Genomic DNA, 22,432 nt, shown 5'->3' on the forward strand with positions numbered 1-22,432 from the left:
ACCACGCCAGCCGGCGTCGCCCCTCTCCTTAAGGGGGCGGCTCCAGGGTGGCCTTTTCTATCTTCTGGAGCCATTATCCCGTTGAGTCAGGTCGTTTGAGGCTTGGTTGCTCGGCGCTTGTGGTTCGGTGGCCGGTAGCCGGTGGCCCGGTTTGGCCTTCAACATAGTCGAGCCCGCTCGTCCGCTTCAGCTGGATGGCCAATATCCCCGCAGCTCAGGGCTGCGAATGTGGGTTGACCGGGAGTGGGCAGTTGTGCAGGTCGCACAGGTCGTGCAGGTCGCAAAGTCGCACAGTGGAGATGGGAAGGCTCGCGATTTTATCCCTGCAACTCAGGATGGCGACAAACCAACTATAGGGCGATGATGGCGCTAAACATTCAAGCGTAACTGCGGGGATCGGGAAGCTGACCTGGCTTAGGAAGCCTCTTTTAATAGGTTGCGGTACTGGGCGCGAAGCTTAGGTTGGATGTTCGGCCTGCGGATGAGATTGGGGTAAGTAAGAACAGGAGCCGACGAGGCCATCCGCAAGAGAGATTCGAAGGCCGATGGTTGCTGGTGCTGCCGGGCGGCGTAGTTATATTGGAAGCAAAACTGGTCCATGTAGGCTTGGAGATGCTTAGGTCCGATCCCGTTGAACGTATAGTTGATCCAGTTGGAAGCGCGTTGGCAGAGCTGAAGGAGACGAATGTTTCTGTCCTTGCTGAATTTGAGGGTGACGGCAATGACCTCCGGGGCATCCGGAGAGACATGCTTTTTCAGAAAAGGATGCTTGTTCAAGGGACAAGTCAAATGCGGGTAGGAGCACTCTTCGACGGCCTGCTTGATTTTAATATAAGTAAATTCCCCCTGGCCGCTCATACTTGCACCGATCAGCAGCGGTTGCTCCTGAGGATGGCGATACACGGTCGGATTATAGGGGCGTCCATATTGGGCAAAGTTGATCCGGACCAGGCCGGTCAGTAGCTTGTCCTTGTCGGCATGGGACATGGCGTGGCGGATCTTGTGGCATATGAGCCAGGCGGTTTTATAAGTCGTCCCTATAATGGAAGCAAGACGAACCGCGCTGATTCCTTGCGGGGTCGAGTGAAGGAACAGAGCAAGCAGCCATAGCCGGATCGGGGTCCGGCTTTTTTCCAATATGGTCCCGGAGGTAAGAGACGTTTGGGTTCGACACGAGCTGCATTCGTATAAGGGAATTTTCCGGGTGCGAATGGCGTAAGCGCGGCGGCTTCCGCAGTGCGGGCAGCGAAAACCGTCAGGCCACCTCGCTTGGTGGAAGAGCTGTATGCAGGCTTGTTCGTTGGAGCCCGAGAGACAAAACGCCTGGAAATCGGTTTGGTTCACGTGGGCGACCTCCGCTCAGTTATTTTCTGGTTCCATTATACCAAACATATGTTCTTATTTAAAGAGTTTTTTCTAAAAAATGGAGAGAGAACGGGGGGAGAAGAATCTCCTGAATGCGAGAGGAGAATCTCCTGAATGGACGGGATAATGGCCCGAGGGAAGGATAAGCCGACCAGATAGAGGTGCAGGTATGCAGCGAAGACGGGCTGAGTCAAGGGGATAATGGCGGCAGGGTTCGAAAATAGCGAATAGCGGATGAAGTCAGAGAAGAGGTTCCCAGCGAAGGGGAAAATGGTCGGCACCCCCGAATGGGCGCATGCATACGATGTGCTATGCGAAGGGAATGTCGAGAGGAGGGGGCAGCGATACTTACGGGAGTTCAAGTCGTGCTTGCGGGCGGGGATGCCCGGCAACTGGAAGTGATCCGCCAGCTGACGGAGAAGGACGCCTCGGTGACGATCGTCGGCTTCGACAGGCTGGACACTCCTTTTAGCGGAGCGGTCAAGGGAGAATGGTCTCCCGAGCTGCTGGCGGAGGCGGACGCACTGGTCTTGCCGGCTGTCGGCACGGATGAGGAAGGAGTTATCCCAGCGTTGTTCACCGATCTGGAGCTGAAGCTTGCGGACGCGCATATGGCCGCGCTGCCAAGGGCAAGCAAGGTGATTACGGGCATGGCGAAGCCTTATCTCCGCAAGCTTTGCGAGAAGCACAGAATCGGGCTTGTCGAATTGTTCGAGAGGGACGACGTTGCCATCTACAACTCGATTCCGACCGCCGAGGGCGCGTTGATGATGGCGATTCAGAATACGGATATTACGATTCACGGTTCGAATTGCATCGTTCTCGGACTGGGAAGAACGGGCTTTACGATGGCGAGAACGCTCCAGGCGCTCGGGGCCAAAGTCAAGGTCGGAGTGCGCCGGGACGAGACGTTCGCCCGTGCATTCGAGATGGGATTCGAGCCCTTCTATATGCCCGATTTGGCGCGTCATGCGGGGAATATCGACTTGATTTTTAACACGATTCCGACTATGATAGTCACAGCGCAAGTGATCGCCCAACTCCCCCAACGCGCATGCATTATCGACCTGGCCTCGAAGCCTGGCGGCACCGATTTTCGCTTCGCGGAGAAGCGCGGAATCAAGGCTCTGCTGGCTCCCGGATTGCCCGGAATCGTGGCACCGAAGACGGCCGGTCGGATCATCGCGAACAGTCTGACCCAGATCATTCTGGAAGACAACCGAATACGGGGGAATCAACCATGAATTGGGAAGGAATCACGGTTGGGTATGCGCTGTCCGGTTCCCATTGCACGCTTGAGGAAATTATGCCGCAGATCAAGCGCTTCGTCGATGCGGGCGCCAACGTCGTTCCGATCGTCTCGACGACGATTATGACGACGGATACGAGGTTCGGCACCTCGAGCCACTGGCAGGAAACTTTGGGTCAAATTACGGGCAACGAGATCATATCTTCTATTGTAGACGCCGAGCCGCTCGGACCCTCCAAGCGACTGGACATTTTGGCGATCGCGCCTTGCACGGGCAACACGACGAGCAAGCTGGCGAACGCTATGACCGACGGTCCGGTGCTGATGGCCGCGAAGGCGCAGATGCGCAACCAGCGCCCGCTCGTGCTGGCGATCTCTACGAATGACGGGCTGGGACTTAACGCCGCCAATATCGCCAAGCTTCTGATTATGAAGCACGTGTACTTCGTGCCGTTCGGGCAGGACAATCCGGCTGCCAAGCCGAACTCTCTCGTCGCGAGAATGGATCTCGTGATGGAGACTTGCGAGGCCGCGATGGAAGGCAAGCAACTGCAACCTATGCTCATTGAGCGTTTCACACACGCTTGAGATAGAATTACCGCAACGTCTGGTCTGTCTTTCTCTGATCTCCCATTGCCTAGCAGAGCGGAGGAAACGGGATGGAACTGGTCGTGCAGAAATTCGGCGGGACGTCGCTGACCGACAAGCAAAGTCGGAGCCGCGTCCTCCGTCATATTATCCGCGAGTACGAAGCGGGAAGCCAAGTTGTCGTCGTCGTATCGGCGATGGGGAGGAGCGGAGACGCCTACGCGACCGACTCTCTGCTGGAGCTGATTCGACTGAACGGCGACTCGCTGCCGGATCGGGAGAAGGATCTGCTGCTCTCGTGCGGCGAGCTTATATCGGCTGCCGTCCTATGCAGTCTTCTCCAGAGCGAAGGAATACGCTCCGTCGCCTTGACGGGAGGACAGGCCGGCATTGTGACGGACGGTCATTACGGCTCGGCCAGAATTTTGCAGATTGACGGGGACCGCATACTGAAGCACTTGTCCGACAAGCAAGTCGTGGTGGTCGCGGGCTTCCAGGGAATGACCCGAGACGGGGAAGTGACGACGCTCGGACGGGGCGGAAGCGACACATCGGCCACGGCGCTTGGCGCGGCGCTGAAGGCGGACGTCGTCGACATCTATACCGATGTCGACGGCATTCTGACCGCCGATCCGCGCTGGGTAGCGGACGCGAGGCCGCTGGCCGCCGTCAGCTATGAGGAAATATGCAACATGGCGCATAACGGGGCCAAAGTCATCCACCCCCGCGCCGTCGAAATCGCGATGAAAGCGGGCATTCCCGTGCGCGTCCGCTCGACGTTCTCGGACGGAGAGGGCACGCTGGTCACGCACGCCGAGGCTTTGCGAAGCCAAGGCATCCTGTACGACAAAACCGTAACAGGGCTGGCGCACGTCCGCGACGTGACGCAGCTGGCAGTGAGCGATCCGAAGGGACCGGCCGATTTGCAGCTGCGCGTCTTTCGAGCGATGGCGACGCACGGCATTAGCGTGGACTTCATCAGCGTCATGCCGACAGGCGTGCACTATACCGTGTCCGAGAAGGATGCGACGCTGGCGGTGGAATTGCTGCGGGACCTCGGCTTCGAGCCGCAAGTTCGCGGGGAGTGCGCCAAAGTGTCGGTCATCGGAGGCGGGATGAACGGTCAGCCGGGAGTGATGGCCGTCATTGTCGAGGCTTTGACCGAGGCGGGCATCCCGATCCTGCAATCCGCGGACTCCAATACCACGATCTGGGTGCTCATCGCCCAGAAGGATTTGGCGGTCGCGCTGCAGGCGCTGCACACGGCATTCGCGCTTCATCTCTCCCCTGCCGGAGGACATTAGAGGAGGAAATGGGAATGAGTTTCGGTCGTTTGATTACAGCAATGGTAACTCCTTTTGACGAAAACTTGAACATCGATTGGGACACGACGGCGAAATTGATCGATTATCTGATCGAGGAGCAAAAATCCGACAGCCTTGTCGTCTCCGGAACGACCGGCGAATCCCCGACTTTATCGGATGACGAGAAAGTCGAGCTGTTCCGATTTGCGGTCAAGCACGCCGCCGGCCGCTGCAAAATTATCGCCGGAACGGGAAGCAACGAGACAGCCCACTCCATTCATCTGACGCGAAAGGCCGAGGAGGCCGGCGTAGACGGCATCCTGCTCGTCGCCCCTTACTATAACAAACCGAGCCAAGAGGGCATGTACCAGCATTTTCGCACGATCGCAGAAGCGACGACGCTGCCGGTGATTCTGTATAATGTGCCGTCGCGCACGGTCGTGAGCCTGTCGGTGGAAACGACGCTTCGTCTGGCGGAAATTCCGAATATCGTCGCCACGAAGGAATGCGCATCCCTGGAGCAGATGACGGAGATTGTCGCGAACGCTCCAGACGGTTTCTTGCTGTACAGCGGAGACGACGGAGTCACGCTGCCGACGCTGTCGGTCGGCGGTTACGGCATCGTAAGCGTAGCCAGCCATATTGTCGGCGCGGAGATGAAGGAACTGATCGCGGCTTATACGGATGGCCGAGTGAAAGAGGCGCAGACGTTAAACGCGAAGCTGTTCCCCGTCTTTAAAGGCTTGTTCAACTGCCCGCATCCGGTGCCGAACCCGGTCGCGGTCAAGCATGCCCTCTCCCTGCGCGGGTTGCCGGTCGGCGGAGTTCGCTTGCCTCTCGTGCCGATGAACGAAGCGGAAGCGAAGTTCCTGCACAACTTGCTGAACGCATAATAACGAGGTTTTCGGTCGCTTGGATTTTGCTAGGGAACCGATGTCCTCCGGGCATCGGTTTTTGCGTTACATATGCTTCTTGTTTTTCCTGAATTGCTTCATGTATAATGATTGAGAGTGATTGGGTGCGGCAAATAATTAAGCAAATTGAAAACTTCATATCGATCGGGTGCGTCGAATGATCTAGGAGGTACTAGTGTAGTGTCAAAGAAAAACAACCAGGACAAATTACTGATTTTCGCGCTCGGCGGCGTCGGCGAAATCGGCAAAAACATGTATTGCATCCAGTATGGCAATGACATTGTAGTTGTTGACGCCGGCTTGAAATTCCCCGAAGAGGAAATGCTCGGAATCGACGTCGTTATTCCGGATATCGCTTATCTGCTCGAAAATCGGGACAAAGTGCGGGCCATTCTGCTGACGCATGGCCACGAGGATCATATCGGCGGGCTTCCTTACGTGCTGAAGCAGCTGAACGTACCGATCTACGGCACGAAGCTGACGCTCGGCTTGGTCGAAAACAAGCTGAAGGAAGCGGGACTGCTTGGAGATACGAAGCGCCACCTGATTAACGAGGATACGGTGCTGACGTTAGGAGCGATGAAAGCGAGCTTCTTCCGGACAAACCACAGCATCCCCGACTCCGTCGGCGTATGCTTGGAGACGCCGGAAGGAAACGTTGTCCATACGGGCGATTTCAAATTCGACCACACGCCGGTGAACGATCAGTTCGCCGACTTGCAAAGAATGGCCGAGATCGGCAGCCGGGGCGTTCTGGCCCTTCTGTCCGACAGCACCAACGCGGAGAGGGCTGGATATACGCCTTCCGAGAGCAATATCGGCAAGGAATTCGAGTCGCTGTTCCGCAGCGCGAAGCAGCGCGTCGTCGTGGCCACGTTCGCATCGAACGTTCACCGCATTCAGCAGGTGATTAACGCAGCCGCGGAGACGCGCCGCAAGATGACGGTCATCGGCCGAAGCATGGTGAACGTCGTCGGCATCGCATCCGAGCTTGGCTACTTGAACATTCCGGAAGGCATGCTGATCGAGCCGGAGGAAGTGAACAAGCTGCCGGCCGATCGCGTCGTCATTCTGTCGACGGGAAGCCAAGGCGAACCGATGTCTGCGCTTACGCGGATGGCGCGTTCCACGCACCGTAAGGTGGATATCCTTCCGGGAGATACGGTTATCATCGCGGCGACGCCGATTCCGGGCAACGAGAAGTACGTCGGAAGAACGGTCGACGAGCTGATGAGACTCGGTGCCCACGTCATCTACGGACCGGGCTCGATCTCGGGCGTTCACGTCTCCGGACACGGCAGCCAGGAAGAGCTGAAGCTGATGCTGAACCTGATGAAGCCGGAATATTTCATTCCGATTCACGGGGAATACAGAATGCTTCGCCACCACGGACTGCTGGGCGAGCAAGTCGGCATTCCGAAGGACAATATTTTCCTGATCGATATCGGCGATACGGTCGAAATTCAGAACGGGGTCGCGCGGAAAGGCAGCAAAATTCCGTCCGGCAACGTGCTGATCGACGGACTCGGCGTAGGCGATGTCGGGAACATCGTGCTTCGCGACCGCAAGCTTTTGTCGCAGGACGGCATACTCGTCGTCGTCGTGACGCTGAGCAAGCAGGACGGGACCATCCTGTCCGGGCCGGACATCATCTCCCGCGGCTTCGTTTACGTGCGCGAGTCGGAAGGTTTGCTGGAAGAAGCGAATCGCATCGTGACGAGCACGCTGCACAAGCTGATGAACGACAATGTGAACGAATGGGCGTCGCTCAAGACGAACGTCAAGGACGCGCTCGGTCGTTTCCTGTACGACCAAACCAGAAGAAGACCGATGATCCTGCCGATCATCATGGAAGTCTAGAAAAACAAACCCACACTCGTCTAAAAACCGTTTTCCACCGTCCGAACAAGGACGGAAGGAGGACGGTTTTTTTTGTGCGAAAAGCCTTATACTATGTCCAGCCGTTAACCAAGCAGGAGGCTGATGAAATGAGCGAAAGGGAAAAGTCGGCACAGACGTCGGAGAAGCCGGGTCCGCCGTCCGAGGAAGCGAACAAGCCGTCGGCGACGGAGGCGGTCGTGCAGCTCGGCCAGACGTCGGTTCCTTCGGCCGAGAGCCATATTTTCTGCTTGACGATTATCGGACAGATTGAAGGACATCTGATTCTTCCTCCGCAGAACAAGACGACCAAGTACGAGCATGTCATTCCCCAACTGATCGCGGCCGAGCAGAATCCCAAAATCGAAGGGCTGCTGGTCGTGCTTAATACGGTTGGCGGAGACGTGGAAGCGGGGTTGGCGATCGCGGAGATGATCTCGTCTCTGTCGAAGCCGACCGTAACGCTCGTGCTTGGCGGCGGGCATTCAATCGGGGTGCCGATCGCGGTGTCGGCGAACGCTTCGTTTATCGCCGAGACGGCGACGATGACGATCCATCCGATTCGGATGAACGGGCTGGTCATTGGCGTCCCGCAGACGTTTGATTATTTGGAGAAAATGCAGGAGCGGGTGACGCGCTTCGTTACTCGGCATTCGAACGTATCGGAGCAGACCTTTAAGGAGCTGATGTTCAAAACGGGCGAGCTGACCCGGGACATCGGCACGACGGTCATCGGCCAGGACGCGGTGAAGCACGGCCTGATCGATGCCGTAGGAGGCGTAGGCGAGGCGCTGGGCGAATTAAACCGGCGCATCCGGGAACGCAGGTTGTCCGGGGAAGGAGCGAATGGGGAATGACGATCTATACGGCGATGCCTCTGGAATTGGTGCTGGACGGCCATCAGAACGAGCCGGGCCCGTTTCTGGAAACGACGGTGAACGGTATCACGATGCAGCTCGTTCCCGTGGCACCGGGAGTGGGCCGGATCGTCCGGCTGCTGTCGGCTCCGCTGGACTGTTATTTGATGGCGGAGTATGCGCCCGGACAACTGATCGGCTATCAGCCGCAGAGCGAGCCGTTTCCCCCGGCTTCGAGCCGCTCCGACGCTGCGGGCTTCGGAGCGTAGGTCGGAGCGGTCATGCCAACCTCCCGTCAACTGTGATATAATGTTGAACCGGGAGGTGGCAAAATTGGCCAAGCGCAAGAAGAAGCGGCCTTCGTTCGCGGCAAGCTTGAAATATGAAATTTACGGCATCGTACTGATTACCTTATCCGTTATTGCCATCTCCGGCGAAGCCGCGGTAGGCCGGTCTCTGTCCAAGCTGTTCGGATTCATTCTCGGCAAGCATTATTATTTGCTCGCTCTGGCCGGCATCTGGTTCGGCTTATACGTGATGGTGAAACGAGCATGGCCCAGAGGGTGGACGGCCAGACGTTCCGGATTCGTTCTCGTCTCCCTGATCATGACGCTGTGGAGCGCGATGGCGTCTATCGACAACAGTCTCGGGACGCTCGACGCCATTACGCCCTCCGGCATCGTGAACCAAACGATGAATCAACTAAGAGAGCTTCTATGGCAGGCTCCGGCGCTGAACGATATCAAGGTGTTCAACGCCGATGTCGGCGGCGGCATGGTCGGGGCCCTGCAATATTCCGTCCTTTATTGGCTGTTCGGCTATTACGGGGCGAAGTTCGTGCTCATTATCGAAATCGCTATCGCGTTCATGCTTGTGACGAATCGTTCGTACGTAGAGATCGGACGGTCGGTTCGCTTGTTTCTCGCGAGGGCGATGCCGCTTGTGGCGGCCCGATTCTCGTCGGGACGCAAGCTGCTGTCGATTAAGGCAGTCCCGGTTCGCGGACCGGGACGCAGAGGGAGAGGCGGCGCCGCGGCCGCTGTTGAAGCATCCGCGCCGGAGCCGGCCGTCGCGGACGACGGCATGGAAGAGCCGTCGCTTATCCCGACCCCGAGGAAAACGCCGCTGTTCTTCCAGCTGTTTCACGGCAAATCGGAGAAAGAATACGACGCCTCGCAGGAGGAGTATTGGGCCGAAGAGGAGCCGATTCCGTTCGCAAGGAAGGAAACGCCCGGCCGCGCGACGATAAAAATTCGCACGGGCGTCCGCCGCGATGAAGGGATTCCGGCAAACGAGCCTTCGTTCTCGAGTGCGGAAGCCGAGACGGATCCGGCGGAAGAAGCTCGGATGGAGGAACCGTCCGATATGCCGCGCTTTACCGACTTCACGGCTCATTATCCGGATATCGATCCGGACGGAGAAGAGGATGACGGGCATTCGCCTTTGTCCGGCTCGTATGCAGACGAGGATGCTGTGGAGGAAATGGAGTCCTATACGTTCCCGGGAGCGGCGGCGGACCTGCCTTCCGAGAACGCAGCCGCGGACGCGGCGGAGAGCCGCGCTGACATTGCGGACGACGGAATCGATGAAGGGTTAGACGAAGAAAACGATGAAGCGCTCCCCGTTCGCGGCGAGTCGACCGGATCAGCCTCATCGGCCTCTGCCGATTCTCGAATGGCGGCGGCTCCGGTCAAGAAGGCGCCCAAGCCTTACAGGCTGCCTTCCGTAAGCCTGCTGGACAAGCCGAGCGGCGGAGGCAAGTCGGGAAATCCGTCGGATTATATGAACACCGCGCGCAAGCTGGAAGCGACGCTCGAAAGCTTCGGCGTCAGAGCGAAGGTGCTCGACGTAGCGAGAGGGCCTGCGGTTACGCGGTACGAGCTGCAGCCGGACACCGGGGTCAAGGTCAGCCGGATTGTCAGTCTGACCGACGACATCGCGCTGGCGCTCGCCGCGAAGGATATTCGGATGGAAGCGCCGATCCCCGGCAAGTCGGCGATCGGCATCGAGGTGCCGAATAACGAGGTCAGCGTCGTCACGCTGCGCGAAGTACTGGAAACGCAGCCGTTCCAGGAGTCGCCGGCGAAGCTGACGATCGCTTTCGGCCGCGACATCTCGGGCCAGCCGATCGTCGGCAATCTGGCGAGAATGCCCCATCTTCTCGTCGCCGGAGCGACGGGCTCCGGGAAGTCGGTTTGTATTAACGGCATCATTACAAGCTTGCTCTATAAGGCGAAGCCGGAGGAAGTCAAGTTTCTGATGATCGATCCGAAGATGGTCGAGCTCAACGTCTATAACGGCATTCCGCATTTGCTCGCTCCGGTTGTCACCGATCCGCGCAGAGCTTCGCTCGCGCTGAAAAAAATCGTCGTGGAAATGGAGAAGCGCTACGAGAAGTTTTCCAAATCCGGAACGCGCAACATCGAGGGCTACAATGCGCTGATGATGAGCGGCAACAACCCGGACGCGGTGCTTCCGTACATCGTGGTGATCGTGGACGAGCTTGCCGATCTGATGATGGTGGCCGCCGGAGACGTCGAGGACGCGATCTGCCGGTTGGCGCAGATGGCGCGGGCGTCGGGCATCCACTTGATCATCGCGACGCAGCGCCCGTCCGTCGACGTCATCACCGGCGTCATCAAGGCGAATATTCCGAGCCGGATCGCGTTCGGGGTGTCGTCTCAGGTAGACTCGCGAACGATTCTCGATATGGTCGGAGCGGAGAAGCTGCTCGGTCGCGGGGATATGCTGTTCCTCCCGATGGGAGCGTCCAAGCCGATCCGCGTGCAGGGCGCGTTTCTGTCGGACAACGAGGTGGAGGCGGTCGTCGGATACTGCCGCGGGCAAGCGGAAGCGGAGTACAACGAAGAGCTGGTGCCGGAGGTCGACGAAAGCGCCGGGGAAGACTCCGACGAAATCGTGGACGAGCTGTTCGACCAGGCGGTGCAGATCGTGCTGGAGGCGAAGCAGGCATCCGTCTCGCTGCTGCAAAGGCGCATGCGCATCGGCTATACGCGCGCCGCGAGGCTGATCGATACAATGGAAGCCAAAGGCGTTGTCGGCCCGTACGAGGGCAGCAAGCCGCGCGAGGTGCTGATGACAATGGAGCAGTACCAGCAGCGCATCCCTTCCTAATCCGAAGCGAAACAGCAAAAATGGGTATAAGAGGCTGACGCCTTTCTCATACTAACGGTCGAAGACTAACCTGTATGCAGAAAGGCGTGACTTTAAGTGAGTTATCGTCTCGTGATCGTAACCGTATGCGTCGTATTCGGTTTGCTGGGGTTATATACATTGCAGCACCAAACCCAAACGAAGGAAACGTTCAGCAATGCGATCCTTAAGCAAGGCTCCTCCGGCAAGGACATTTACGAGCTGCAGGGAAGGCTGAAGGCTATCGGCTACTACAACGGCAAGGTGGACGGCGATTTCGGACCGAAAACGAAAAATGCCGTAACCTGGTTCCAGTGGAAGTTCGGTCTGAAATCGGACGGCGTCGTCGGTCCGAAGACGAAGCTGAAGCTGTGGCAGGCGACGAAGGACTGGAGGCCGACTGCCGAAGAGCTGCCTCAGGGGACGACCGGAGGCGGCGGAACCGGTGGGGGCGGCGGAGGTTCCTCGGGAGGCAACAACCTTCCGGCCTCCAACAACCTCGGTTTAACCGAGAAGGATCTGAAGCTGATGGCCAACGCGGTGTACGGGGAGGCTCGCGGCGAGCCGTACGAAGGCCAGGTGGCCGTAGCGGCGGTGATCCTCAACCGGGTTCGAGCTTCGGAGTTTCCGAATACGGCCTCGGGCGTCATTTTTCAACCAGGCGCGTTCACGGCGGTAGCCGACGGCCAGATTTACCTGGAGCCGAACGAGAAGGCATATAAGGCGGTGAAGGACGCGGTGAGCGGCTGGGATCCCAGCGACGGCTGCCTCTATTATTTCAACCCCGTCACGGCGACCTCCAAATGGATCTGGACGCGGCCGCAGTACAAGACGATCGGCAAGCATATTTTCTGCCGCTGAACGAAACTTCGCCGATACGAGAACATGCAACCAACCCGCGTTCCCAGCGACGCGGTTGGTTGTTGTTTTTTCAGGCGCATATCCCGATCAGGAATTTGCTTCCTGTTCGTCCAATCGGGTAGAATGGGGCTGAAATGCTGCGGACTCGGCGAGTCGCGATTACGATTAAAGGAGCATGAGATCATGTCCGAACAGTTCCAAAGAAGCCAATTGGGGCGATTGCGGCTGCATGTGCTGCCGACGAAACGCTTCAAAACGTTCGCGCTGTCCTTGTTCGCGGGCGTTCCATTATCGGAAGACCGGGTCACTTCCGTCGCCCTGACCCCATTCGTGCTCCGGCGCGGAACGCGTTCTTATCCGGAGACGATCTCATTCCGGGAACGGCTGGACGATCTGTACGGAGCGGGTTTCGGATTCGATCTGTACAAGAGGGGAGACCATCAGATCGTTCAGTTCCGGCTGGATATGATCAACGATCGGTTCGTCTCGTCATCGCAGCCTCTGCTGGGCGAGGCGCTGGCTTTTCTGGGCGAGGTGCTGACGGCGCCGGCGCTGGAGGACGGCCGCTTCAAGTCGAAGTTCGTGGAAGCGGAGAAAACGACGGTCGCCAAACGAATCGACGCGATCATCAACGACAAGATCCGCTATGCGGCGGAACGCTGCGTCGAGGAGATGTGCAAGGACGAACCGTATCGGCTGCTCGCTCTGGGCAGGAAGGAGCAGCTGGGCGAGTATGACGCCGCCAAGCTGTACGACGCTTACCAAAGCTGGCTGAAGGAAGCCTCCTTCGACTTGTACGTGTCGGGAGACACGACGCTGGAGGAGGTTCGGGCGCTTGCCGAAAAATCGTTCCGCCTGCCGGAAGGGCCTCCGTCTTCTTATGCGAAGCCCGTCCTCAGAGCGGCGCGTCCGAACGTGCAGACGATCGTCGAGCGGCTGGACGTCGGCCAAGGCAAGCTGAATATGGGGCTGCGCGTCGGAACGACGTACGGCAGCGATCAATACGCTTCGCTGCTCGTCTATAACGGAATTCTCGGCGGGTTTCCGCATTCGAAGCTGTTCGTGAACGTCCGCGAAAAGGCCAGTCTCGCTTACTACGCCTCCTCTCGTCTCGACGGCCACAAAGGCATTCTGACGCTGCAATCGGGCATCGAGATCGCCAACTACGAGAAGGCGGTGCAGATTATTCAAGAGCAACTGGAGGCGATGAAGCGGGGCGACTTCGCGGAGGAAGATTTGCGTCGGACGCAAGCGATGATCGCCGGCCAGCTGCGCGAGCTGCAGGATTCGGCGTTCGAGCGGATCGCCTTCGATTTCAGCAACGTCATCTCCGGCGCGGAACGCACGGGCGACAGCTTTATCGCTGAGATTAAAGCGGTGACGCCCGAACTGGTGACGCAGGCGGCGCAAGACGTCGCGCTGGACACGATATACTTCCTGAGAGACCGGAAGGGGGAGGACTGAGCATGGCGACGCGAGCTTATCCGAAGCTGCAGGAGACGCTATGGCACGAGAAGCTGGACAACGGTCTGGAAGTGTTCGTGCTGCCCAAGATCGGCTTTACGAAGACGTACGCGACGTTCACGACGAAGTACGGCTCGGTGGACAATCACTTCACACGTCCGGACGGACATACGATTCGGGTGCCCGACGGCATTGCGCACTTCCTCGAGCACAAGATGTTCGAGGAGCCGGACGGCGACATTTTCTCCAAATTCGCTTCGCAGGGCGCTTCCGCCAATGCGTACACGAGCTTCGACCGGACGGTGTATCTGTTTACGGCAACCGGGGAAGTCGAGGCCAATCTGGATACGCTGCTGCACTTCGTGCAAAATCCGTACTTCACGGAAGAGAACGTGGAGAAGGAGAAAGGCATTATCGTGCAGGAAATCGACATGTACCGGGACAATTCCGATTGGCGCGTCTATTTCGGTCTGATCGAGGCAATGTACGACAAGCATCCGGTGCATATCGATATCGCCGGCACAGCCGAGTCGGTTCGTTCGATTACGAAGGATATGCTGTACGACTGTTACAACACGTTCTATCATCCTTCGAATATGACGCTGTTCGTCGTCGGCGGGGTGGATCCGGAAGAGACGCTGGCGCGCATCCGGAAGGACCAGGCCGCCAAATCGTTCCCACCCGGCGGAGAAATCAAGCGGCACTTCGAGCAAGAGCCTTCGCAGGTGAAGCAGGAGCGGAAAGAGCTGCAGCTCCCGGTCTCTCTGCCGAAGTGCCTGTTCGGCTTTAAGGAAACGCCGCCGGACAGTGGCGAGAATGCCGTTCGCCGCGAGCTGGCGACCAAGCTGATGCTCGAAGCGGCGATCGGCTCCAGCACGACGCTGTATCAGCAGCTGTATGACGATCAGCTGATTTCCGACGGTTTCGGCCATGAGTACAATACCGGCCCCGGCTACGCATTCTCGATGATCGGAGGGGAGACCCCCGATCCCGACCAGCTGGTGTCCCGGGTCAGCGAGGCGCTGTACGCGGCCGCACGGGACGGAATACCGCCGGCTGTCATCGAGCGGGCGCGCCGGAAAAAGATCGGAGCGTTTCTGCGAATGATGAACAGCCCCGAAGCGATCGCCGGCGAATTTACCCGTTATCGCCATAGGGGCGGCGACCTGTTCACCGTCGTCGAAACGTACGAGAGTCTGACGGCCGAGGAGATTAACGAGAGGGCCAGAGAGCACGCTCGTCCCGATCGTCGCGCCGTCTCGGTCGTACGGAGCGGCACGCCTTGAAGCGAATCGCGCTCGTGACGGGCGCTTCCCGCGGCATCGGAGCCGCGGTCGCCCGTCAATTGGCGGCGGACGGAGCGGACGTCGTCCTGCAGTATTATTCCTCTGCGAAAGCCGCGGAGAGAGTGGCGGACGAGTGCCGCAGCGGCGGCGTCGAAGCGGTGGCTTTGCAGGCCGATCTGCGGTCGCCTACGGCGGTCGCGGCGCTGAAGGCCGAGCTGGATCGGCGGGGCTGGACGCCGAACGTTGTCGTACACTGCGCCGGGTTGACCTACTACGGTCTGCTGGACGACGCGGATGAGCGAATGTGGGACGATCTGATGAACGTGAACTTGAGGGGCGCATACGATCTGGCCCGGTTTTTCGGTCCTTCCATGAGATGGAGCCGCTGGGGGAGATTCGTGCTGCTCTCGAGTATTTGGGGCGAAAGCGGGGCCGCCGGAGAAGCGATATACGCAGCGACCAAAGGCGGCCTGAACGCCTTCGCGAAATCGTTGGCCCGGGAATGGGCTCAGGCCGGCGTCACCGTCAACGCAATCAGTCCGGGGGCGATCGAGACGGACATGCTGAGTGCGCTCGATCCCGAGGATAAGCGGGCGCTCGTCGAGGACATTCCGGCGGGAAGGCTTGGCCGTCCGGAGGAGGTTGCGCAGCTTGTCCGGTATCTGGTGTCGGACGAAGCCGGTTATGTGACGGGGCAGACGCTCGGCCTGAACGGCGGCTGGCGCATGTAGGAGCGAAGAGCCCGCCTGAGCGGCGGGGATGACAGGCAGCGAATAAACGAGCGAGTTGACGGGCAAATTAGCGATGGGCAATGATTATTCCAACCCGCAAGGAGGCTGCTCAATGTCAACCGTACTCAGCAATTTCGACACGTGGAAGAAGTTTTTGGGCGATCGCGTAGAAGCGGCTAAACGGCTCGGGATCAGCGAGGATGCCATCTCCAAGCTCGCTTTCGAGATCGGAGAGTTTCTGGACCAGAAGGTCGATCCGAAAAACGACGAGGAGCGGGTGCTGAAACAGCTCTGGGACGTAGGCGACGATTCGGAACGCAAAACGATGGCCCGATTGATGGTGAAATTGGCGGACAGCAGCAATTAAGCAGATTCATAGCTCGGGAAAGCCTCCGCGTGGAGGCTTTTCTGTACATAGGGGGTTTCGTCGAATTTTCGAATTTTCTAGGTCTTTCGGAGTAATAATCCGTTTTATTTTGCAGGATAATGAGGACCGTTGTAGAATAAAGGAAAAGGGCGGATAAAACGGAATGGTCGGTTGCAGATATTTCCATGTAAGGCTTTATTTTCTGTCATTCAAATGAGGTGCAAGATGGAACCCAAACAATGGTACATGGAATACAAAATTCACAAAAATCGCCCCGGATTGCTCGGCGATATCGCTTCATTGCTTGGGATGCTTGAAGTGAACATTTTGACGATCAACGGCGTGGAAGACCGCACCCGGGGAATGCTGCTGCAAACCGACGACGAAGAGAAAATTGAGCTGCTCGGCAAGATGCTTCGCAAAGTCGACAACATCACCGTGAACAAGCTGCGGCAGCCTAAGCTGACCGACATTTTGGCCGTTCGTCACGGCCGTTACATCGAGCGGGACTCCGACGATAAGAAGACGTTCCGGTTTACCCGGGACGAACTGGGACTTCTGGTGGATTTTCTCGGGGAGCTGTTCAAGAGAGAGGGCAATCAGACGATCGGGCTCCGCGGCATGCCGCGCGTCGGGAAGACGGAGTCGATCATCGCCGGAAGCGTGTGCGCGAACAAGCATTGGGCGTTCGTCTCTTCGACGCTGCTCAGACAGACGGTCAGAAGCCAGCTGTCCGAAGACGAGATGCAGCCAAACAACGTCTTTATCATCGACGGTATCGTCAGCACGATTCGTTCGAACGAGAAGCATTACGCGCTGCTGCAGGAAATTATGTCGATGCCTTCCACGAAGGTGATTGAGCATCCGGACATTTTCGTAAGGGAATCCCAGTTCGATTACGACGTGTTCGACTGCATCGTGGAGCTGCGCAACACCCCGGATGAAGAAATTACATACGAGAAATTTACGACAGCCGGATTAAACGACGATTTCTAGGACGAGGTAGTCCCGATCACGGAAAACGAACCATGAATGCCGGGAGGTGAGATGCATGTCCGATTTGGGCGCTCTGCTGCGTAAAGCGCGCGAGCAGCACGGGTATACGCTGGACGATATTCAAGAATACACGAAAATCCGCAAAAGATATTTGGAAGCGATCGAAACGGGCGAGTATAAAGTGCTCCCGGGTTCTTTTTACGTTAGGGCCTTCGTGAAAACGTACGCAGAGACGGTCGGTCTGGATGCGGAAGAGGTGCTCCGACTCTACCAGAAGGAACTGCCTCAGCCGCCTTCGTCGGAGACGGCCATTCCCGAGCCGATGATCAAGCCGAGACGCAGAAGCATACAACATAACGATCGATGGGGGAAAGTCGCCGTATCGCTGCTGATGTGGGCCTTTCCGATTCTGATCGTGGCGGTGATCTACGTCTATTGGTCCAACAATAAGGAGCCGGACACGAAGGAACTGAATCCTAATCCGCCGCCGATCTCGACGGAGACGGCATCTCCGAACACGGGGGATTCTTCGCCGATCATAACGCCGTCAGAGACGCCCCCGGTCGAGACGCCTTCGTCCGAGCCCGTCGCATTGACGTTCGTGGAGAAGGTCGGCAACATCAACCATTACGAAGTGACGCCGGGAACGGGACACAAGCTCAAGCTTGAGGTGACCGGACGGGCCTGGATCGAGGTGCGCGAGAACAGCCGGAACGGGAAGGTGCTGTACTCCGCGAACGTATCCGGCCCGGATACGCTGACGTTCGATTTGACGATACCGCTGTACGTTAACGTAGGCCGAACCGATCTGGTCGATTTCTACGTGGACGATGCGACTTTCGACGACGGCAACGCTGCTGGATCGACGAAATACATCTTTACCCCGGTGACACCCGAGCAGGGAGGAACGCCATAAAGCGGGCCGGAACCGGCTAAGAAAGCGAAAGCTCTCTGCGGAGGGCTTTTTGTTTTAATCCCATGGAGCACTCGTGCTATAATAAGGCCATAAATGGGCAATAAGAAAATGAAAGGAAGGAATGCAAATGGCATCGGAATACTCGTTCGACGTCGTATCGAAAGTGGACATGCAGGAGATGAACAACGCCGTTCATCAGGCGATGAAGGAAATCGAGACCCGATTCGATTTCAAGGGGAGCAAAAGCGACATCAAGCTCGAGAACGACCAGCTTACCGTCATCTCCGACAGCGACTTCAAGCTGCAAAGCGTCGTCGATATCCTTCAGTCGAAAATGATCAAGAGAGGCGTGCCGATTCTCAACCTGGACTACGGCAAGATCGAGCCGGCTTCCGGCGGAACGGTCCGCCAGGTGATCAAGCTGAAGCAGGGCATCGATCAGGAGAATGCGAAAAAAATGAACCTGCTGATCCGGGATTCGAAGCTGAAGGTCAAAAGTCAAATCCAGGGCGATCAGCTTAGAGTTACCGGCAAGAGCAAGGACGACCTGCAAGCGGTCATGTCGCTGCTCAAGGGAGCGGGATTGCCGCTGGAGCTGCAATTTACGAATTATCGTTGACGGCGCTTGTTTTTGACACCGTTTGGCGGGTTCGTTTATACTGTTGTGGATATTACAACGGAGCAACGTTTGGGGGAAGTCATCCATGATAGAGAAAGTCAGCGTCGTTACGCTGGGCTGCGAGAAGAACCTGGTCGACTCCGAGATTATGTCGGGACTCGTGCACCAGAGAGGCTTCAAGCTGGTAGAGAAGCCCGAAGACGCGACGGTCGTTATCGTTAATACGTGCGGGTTCATCGACGCGGCGAAAGAGGAGTCTGTGAATACGATTCTGAATCTCGCAGAGCTGAAGGAGACGTCCCGCCTGAAGGCGCTTATCGTGTCGGGCTGTTTGACGCAGCGCTATAAGAAGGAACTGATGGACGAAATGCCGGAGATCGACGGAATCGTCGGAACCGGCGATTTCCACCGGATTAACGACATTATCGACGAGGCGCTTCGCGGAGCGAAGCCGGTCTACGTGGGCAACCCCGTGTTCAACTACGAAGAGGCGATGCCGCGAATCCTCAGCACGGCGCGCCACACGGCTTTCGTTAAAATCGCCGAAGGCTGCGATAACGCATGCACGTTCTGCAGCATTCCGATTATGCGAGGGAAATTCCGCAGCCGTTCTATTGAATCGATCGTATCTGAGGTAGAAAATCTGGCGAAGCAAGGGGTCAAGGAGGTCAGCCTGATCGCTCAGGACTCCACGAACTACGGCACCGACCTGTACGAAGGCTTCAAGCTGCCGGAACTGTTGAATCGGGTGAGCGAGGTGCCGGGCATTCAGTGGGTGCGGCTGCATTATGCGTATCCGGGCTTCTTCACGGACGAACTGATAGAGACGATCGCGGCGAATTCGAAAGTGTGCGATTATATCGACATGCCTTTGCAGCACAGCGAGGACACGATCTTGAAAAGAATGCGCAGACCGGGCCGGCAGCGCGACGTGCGCGAGCTGATTGGCAAGATCCGCGCGCGCATACCGAACGTGGCCCTTCGCACGTCCATGATCGTCGGCTTTCCCGGAGAGACCGAGGAAGAGTTCGAGAGGCTGTGCGATTTCGTCCGGGAGATGAAGTTCGACCGCCTGGGCGTGTTTACATACTCGCAGGAGGAGGACACGCCGGCGAATCGGCTGCCGAACCAGGTGCCGGATGAAGTGAAGCAGTTTCGCGCCAATACGCTGATGGAAATTCAGCGGCAGGTTGCCACGGAGAATTCGGCGAAGTATGTCGGCCGGACGCTCGACGTGCTGGTCGAGCGTTATGACGGCCGCAGCGACGTCTACATCGGCCGCAGCCAGTACGATGCGCCGGAAGTCGACGGGGAAGTCTTCATTACGAATTGTCCCGTGGAGATTGGTCAGATGAGCAAGGTTCGGATTACCCATGCATACGAGTATGATTTGTCGGGGGAGGGAATCGCGTGAACCTCGCGAACCGGATCACGCTTGTCAGAATCTTTCTCGTGCCGATCGTCGCGATCTTTCTGTTGGTCAGAGTGAACCTCGGAACGCTCACGATCGGCGAATATTCCATTTCTTACAATCAAGTGTGCGCGCTGCTGCTTTTCATTATCGCGGCAAGCACCGACGGATTGGATGGTTATATCGCGCGCAAGCGCAAAATCGTGACGAATCTCGGCAAGCTGTTGGATCCGCTCGCAGACAAACTTCTAATGGCCGCCGTTCTGATCGCCCTGGTCGAGATGGAGAAGCTGGGCGCATGGGTGGCGATTATTATCATCAGCCGCGAATGGGCGGTAACGGGACTCCGGCAGGTCGCGCTTCTCGAAGGCGCGGTGCTGGCCGCGAGCAAGTGGGGCAAGTGGAAAACGGCGATCCAGATCACGATGATTATCGTGCTGCTGCTGAACAACTTTCCGTTTAACTTCATCGACCTGCGCATCGATCTGGTCGTCGTATGGGCGGCGGTGCTCATTACCGTTTATTCGGGCGTCGACTATTTCCTGAAGAACAAAAATCTGATTCCGGTCTCGGACTGAACGGGCTGCGGGCGAAGAGCCTTCCGTTCCTTCCGGACCGCATGGGGTGCGGTTTCATGAGAGCAGAGATTATTGCCGTTGGCACGGAGCTGCTCCTCGGTCAGATCGTAAACACGAACGCCCAGTATCTGTCGCGCGGGTTGGCAGAGCTGGGCATTGATGTTTATTACCAGACCGTGGTGGGAGACAACAAGCAAAGATTGATAGAGACGATCGGCATTGCCCGGGGACGAGCGGATCTCCTTGTCTTCACAGGCGGACTGGGACCGACTCAGGACGATCTGACGAGGGATGCGCTTGCCGAGTATTTAGGCAGGGAGATTGGCCTTCACGAGCCGACGATGGCCAAAATCATGAAGATGTTCGCCGGTCGGGGAGGCGACTTCATCGAGAGCAACCGCCGTCAGGCGATGCTGATCGAGGGGGCAACGCCGCTTCGCAACGATACGGGACTGGCCGTCGGCAACGCGCTCAGCGTCGACGGAACAAGCTATATGCTGCTGCCGGGTCCGCCGCGCGAGATGAAGCCGATGTTCGACAACGACGGCGCTTCTTGGCTGAGGGAGCGGCTGGGACCGGCTTATTCGCTTCATTCCGTCATGCTCAAGTTCGCCGGCATCGGCGAGTCGATGCTCGAAGATCTGCTGCTCGATCTGATCGAGGCTCAGCAGGACCCTACGATCGCTCCTTACGCCAAGGAAGGAGAGGTTGCGGTTCGCGTATCGACCAAAGCCGAGAACGCCGAGCAAGCCGTCAGGAAGCTGGAGGCGACGTTAACGGAAATTCGCGCCCGGACGAAAGCCTATCTGTACGCCGAAGAAGACGTGCCGATCGAGGCGGCAGTCGTTCGTCAGCTGACCGAGCACCGAATGACGCTTTCGCTCGCGGAAAGCTGCACCGGCGGGATGGTCTCGGAGCTTATTACGACGATCCCGGGCAGCGCGGTCGTCTACCGGGGCGGCCTCGTCTCCTATAGCAACGAGGCGAAGATGCGCCAGCTCGGCGTGCCGAGCCGGCTGCTGGAAGGAGCGGAGGCGCCCGGGGCGATCAGCGCCGAGACGGCTCAGGCGATGGCGGAGGGCGCGCGGGCGGCCATGGACGCCGATTTCGCTCTGTCGGTAACCGGCAACGCGGGACCGGGCGCGGCGGAGGATAAGCCCGTCGGCTTGGTCTATGTCGGCTTGGCCGAACGCGGGCGCGAGACGAGAGTGGAGAAGCTGCAGCTGTCCGGAGATCGCGAGGGCATCCGGCTGCGGGCGGCGAAACGCGCTCTTTACATGCTGTGGCAGTCTCTGTCGGGGCAGCGGACGGTATAGTCCTCTTTTCTGCGGGCTGAGCGGGGATGGCGCGGACTTTGCGGTTTTTGGCGTGTATGGCCATTATCCCCTTGAGTCAGGAGAGTTGAGGGGAAGCGCTTGGGTGGCTGCGGCCATTATCCCGTTTGCTCAGTGGGACCAGGAGGACGGCTGATGCTTGCATGACGGACGCAGACGTGGCGGGTGTATGGTCATTATCCCCTTGAGTCAGGAGAGTTGAGGGGAAGCGCTTGGGTGGCTGCGGCCATTATCCCGTTTGCTCAGTGGGACCAGGAGGACGACTGATGCTTGCATGACGGACGCGGACGTGGCGGGTGTATGGTCATTATCCCTTCGGATCAGGAGTGAGAGCGAACGAAACGGTGGCGGCATGAATTTTCGTATCCTATGGCGTCATCTGCGGCAATCCGTTAAAAGAGTGAATCCTTTCCTGAATGAAAGGGATAATGGGCGGAGGCGGGCGGAAGTCGGATCGTGAGCGGTACGGAGCCGCTTGAGCAGCGGGGATAATGGCCCCTGCTTAATTGTGACAGAAGTTTGTCAAGGCTTGTCAAGCGGCGCGGCAGTGTGTTAAAGTTT

At 57.9% G+C, this 22,432-nt stretch carries 20 protein-coding genes and 1 pseudogene; 19 read left to right on the plus strand and 2 right to left on the minus strand.

The window, feature by feature from the left end:
* Positions 1-414 precede the first annotated feature (414 nt).
* On the minus strand, positions 415-1,137 hold the full coding sequence (locus ACFO3S_RS12155; RefSeq protein WP_378096093.1) for a hypothetical protein: 723 nt from the start codon (positions 1,135-1,137) through the stop codon (positions 415-417).
* A gap of 36 nt (positions 1,138-1,173) precedes the next feature.
* Positions 1,174-1,344, minus strand: a pseudogene (locus ACFO3S_RS12160) (transposase); the annotation flags it as partial.
* Positions 1,345-1,709: 365 nt separating this feature from the next.
* Here ACFO3S_RS12160 and dpsA point away from each other — a divergent pair.
* The 19 genes from dpsA (at position 1,710) to ACFO3S_RS12255 (ending at position 21,853) form a co-directional block, all read left to right on the plus strand.
* Positions 1,710-2,609 (plus strand): dipicolinate synthase subunit DpsA, encoded by a 900-nt coding sequence (gene dpsA, locus ACFO3S_RS12165; RefSeq protein ID WP_378096088.1) that lies wholly within the window; start codon positions 1,710-1,712, stop codon positions 2,607-2,609.
* The gene (locus ACFO3S_RS12170; RefSeq protein ID WP_378095932.1) at positions 2,606-3,202 is read left to right on the plus strand and encodes a dipicolinate synthase subunit B; all 597 of its coding nucleotides are present in this window, start codon (positions 2,606-2,608) and stop codon (positions 3,200-3,202) included. Before dpsA ends, ACFO3S_RS12170 begins: the two co-directional genes overlap by 4 nt.
* Before the next feature lie 71 nt (positions 3,203-3,273).
* Positions 3,274-4,506 (plus strand): aspartate kinase, encoded by a 1,233-nt coding sequence (gene dapG, locus ACFO3S_RS12175; RefSeq protein WP_378095935.1) that lies wholly within the window; start codon positions 3,274-3,276, stop codon positions 4,504-4,506.
* A 14-nt stretch (positions 4,507-4,520) separates the two neighbouring features.
* Positions 4,521-5,399 (plus strand): 4-hydroxy-tetrahydrodipicolinate synthase, encoded by an 879-nt coding sequence (dapA, locus tag ACFO3S_RS12180; RefSeq protein ID WP_378095938.1) that lies wholly within the window; start codon positions 4,521-4,523, stop codon positions 5,397-5,399.
* 201 nt (positions 5,400-5,600) lie between these two features.
* A complete protein-coding gene (locus tag ACFO3S_RS12185; protein WP_378095941.1) occupies positions 5,601-7,280 on the plus strand; it encodes a ribonuclease J in 1,680 nt (559 codons plus the stop codon).
* Positions 7,281-7,408: 128 nt separating this feature from the next.
* Positions 7,409-8,155 carry a ClpP family protease gene (locus ACFO3S_RS12190; RefSeq protein WP_378095944.1) on the plus strand — a complete coding sequence of 249 codons (747 nt, stop codon included), beginning with the start codon at positions 7,409-7,411 and terminating at the stop codon, positions 8,153-8,155.
* Positions 8,152-8,424 (plus strand): YlzJ-like family protein, encoded by a 273-nt coding sequence (locus tag ACFO3S_RS12195; protein WP_378095947.1) that lies wholly within the window; start codon positions 8,152-8,154, stop codon positions 8,422-8,424. Before ACFO3S_RS12190 ends, ACFO3S_RS12195 begins: the two co-directional genes overlap by 4 nt.
* Before the next feature lie 64 nt (positions 8,425-8,488).
* Positions 8,489-11,290, plus strand: coding sequence for an FtsK/SpoIIIE family DNA translocase (locus ACFO3S_RS12200; RefSeq protein ID WP_417286506.1), 2,802 nt, complete (start codon positions 8,489-8,491; stop codon positions 11,288-11,290).
* A gap of 96 nt (positions 11,291-11,386) precedes the next feature.
* Entirely contained in the window at positions 11,387-12,169 is a 783-nt protein-coding gene (sleB, locus tag ACFO3S_RS12205; RefSeq protein WP_378095953.1) for a spore cortex-lytic enzyme, read from the plus strand.
* A 183-nt stretch (positions 12,170-12,352) separates the two neighbouring features.
* Positions 12,353-13,633: an EF-P 5-aminopentanol modification-associated protein YfmF gene (gene yfmF / locus ACFO3S_RS12210; protein WP_378095956.1), complete on the plus strand. Its 1,281-nt coding sequence runs from the start codon at positions 12,353-12,355 to the stop codon at positions 13,631-13,633.
* Positions 13,634-13,635: 2 nt separating this feature from the next.
* Positions 13,636-14,919, plus strand: a complete 1,284-nt coding sequence (gene yfmH, locus ACFO3S_RS12215) for an EF-P 5-aminopentanol modification-associated protein YfmH (RefSeq protein ID WP_378095959.1) — start codon at positions 13,636-13,638, stop codon at positions 14,917-14,919.
* Positions 14,916-15,650, plus strand: a complete 735-nt coding sequence (ymfI, locus tag ACFO3S_RS12220) for an elongation factor P 5-aminopentanone reductase (RefSeq protein ID WP_378095962.1) — start codon at positions 14,916-14,918, stop codon at positions 15,648-15,650. Before yfmH ends, ymfI begins: the two co-directional genes overlap by 4 nt.
* A gap of 112 nt (positions 15,651-15,762) precedes the next feature.
* Positions 15,763-16,017, plus strand: coding sequence for a DUF3243 domain-containing protein (locus tag ACFO3S_RS12225; protein ID WP_378095964.1), 255 nt, complete (start codon positions 15,763-15,765; stop codon positions 16,015-16,017).
* A gap of 225 nt (positions 16,018-16,242) precedes the next feature.
* Positions 16,243-17,013: a DUF3388 domain-containing protein gene (locus ACFO3S_RS12230; protein ID WP_378095967.1), complete on the plus strand. Its 771-nt coding sequence runs from the start codon at positions 16,243-16,245 to the stop codon at positions 17,011-17,013.
* Positions 17,014-17,068: 55 nt separating this feature from the next.
* Positions 17,069-17,929: a helix-turn-helix domain-containing protein gene (locus ACFO3S_RS12235; protein WP_378095970.1), complete on the plus strand. Its 861-nt coding sequence runs from the start codon at positions 17,069-17,071 to the stop codon at positions 17,927-17,929.
* 127 nt (positions 17,930-18,056) lie between these two features.
* A complete protein-coding gene (locus ACFO3S_RS12240) occupies positions 18,057-18,548 on the plus strand; it encodes a YajQ family cyclic di-GMP-binding protein (RefSeq protein WP_378095972.1) in 492 nt (163 codons plus the stop codon).
* 85 nt (positions 18,549-18,633) lie between these two features.
* Positions 18,634-19,962 carry a 30S ribosomal protein S12 methylthiotransferase RimO gene (gene rimO / locus ACFO3S_RS12245; protein ID WP_378095975.1) on the plus strand — a complete coding sequence of 443 codons (1,329 nt, stop codon included), beginning with the start codon at positions 18,634-18,636 and terminating at the stop codon, positions 19,960-19,962.
* On the plus strand, positions 19,959-20,537 hold the full coding sequence (gene pgsA, locus ACFO3S_RS12250; protein WP_378095978.1) for a CDP-diacylglycerol--glycerol-3-phosphate 3-phosphatidyltransferase: 579 nt from the start codon (positions 19,959-19,961) through the stop codon (positions 20,535-20,537). Before rimO ends, pgsA begins: the two co-directional genes overlap by 4 nt.
* 56 nt (positions 20,538-20,593) lie before the next feature.
* Positions 20,594-21,853 carry a competence/damage-inducible protein A gene (locus ACFO3S_RS12255; RefSeq protein ID WP_378095981.1) on the plus strand — a complete coding sequence of 420 codons (1,260 nt, stop codon included), beginning with the start codon at positions 20,594-20,596 and terminating at the stop codon, positions 21,851-21,853.
* The last annotated feature ends 579 nt before the right edge of the window (positions 21,854-22,432 follow it).

The organism is Cohnella hongkongensis (genome assembly GCF_042654645.1).
In the GTDB taxonomy this organism is placed as follows: domain Bacteria; phylum Bacillota; class Bacilli; order Paenibacillales; family Paenibacillaceae; genus Cohnella; species Cohnella hongkongensis.

Bases quoted from the DNA above. Each gene is read 5' to 3' on its own strand.
- ACFO3S_RS12170 (WP_378095932.1), top strand. From the start codon at position 2,606: ATGAATTGGGAAGGAATCACGGTTGGGTATGCGCTGTCCGGTTCCCAT.
- dapG (WP_378095935.1), top strand. From the start codon at position 3,274: ATGGAACTGGTCGTGCAGAAATTCGGCGGGACGTCGCTGACCGACAAG.
- dapA (WP_378095938.1), top strand. From the start codon at position 4,521: ATGAGTTTCGGTCGTTTGATTACAGCAATGGTAACTCCTTTTGACGAA.
- ACFO3S_RS12190 (WP_378095944.1), top strand. From the start codon at position 7,409: ATGAGCGAAAGGGAAAAGTCGGCACAGACGTCGGAGAAGCCGGGTCCG.
- ACFO3S_RS12195 (WP_378095947.1), top strand. From the start codon at position 8,152: ATGACGATCTATACGGCGATGCCTCTGGAATTGGTGCTGGACGGCCAT.
- yfmF (WP_378095956.1), top strand. From the start codon at position 12,353: ATGTCCGAACAGTTCCAAAGAAGCCAATTGGGGCGATTGCGGCTGCAT.
- yfmH (WP_378095959.1), top strand. From the start codon at position 13,636: ATGGCGACGCGAGCTTATCCGAAGCTGCAGGAGACGCTATGGCACGAG.
- ACFO3S_RS12225 (WP_378095964.1), top strand. From the start codon at position 15,763: ATGTCAACCGTACTCAGCAATTTCGACACGTGGAAGAAGTTTTTGGGC.
- ACFO3S_RS12230 (WP_378095967.1), top strand. From the start codon at position 16,243: ATGGAACCCAAACAATGGTACATGGAATACAAAATTCACAAAAATCGC.
- ACFO3S_RS12235 (WP_378095970.1), top strand. From the start codon at position 17,069: ATGTCCGATTTGGGCGCTCTGCTGCGTAAAGCGCGCGAGCAGCACGGG.
- ACFO3S_RS12240 (WP_378095972.1), top strand. From the start codon at position 18,057: ATGGCATCGGAATACTCGTTCGACGTCGTATCGAAAGTGGACATGCAG.
- rimO (WP_378095975.1), top strand. From the start codon at position 18,634: ATGATAGAGAAAGTCAGCGTCGTTACGCTGGGCTGCGAGAAGAACCTG.
- ACFO3S_RS12255 (WP_378095981.1), top strand. From the start codon at position 20,594: ATGAGAGCAGAGATTATTGCCGTTGGCACGGAGCTGCTCCTCGGTCAG.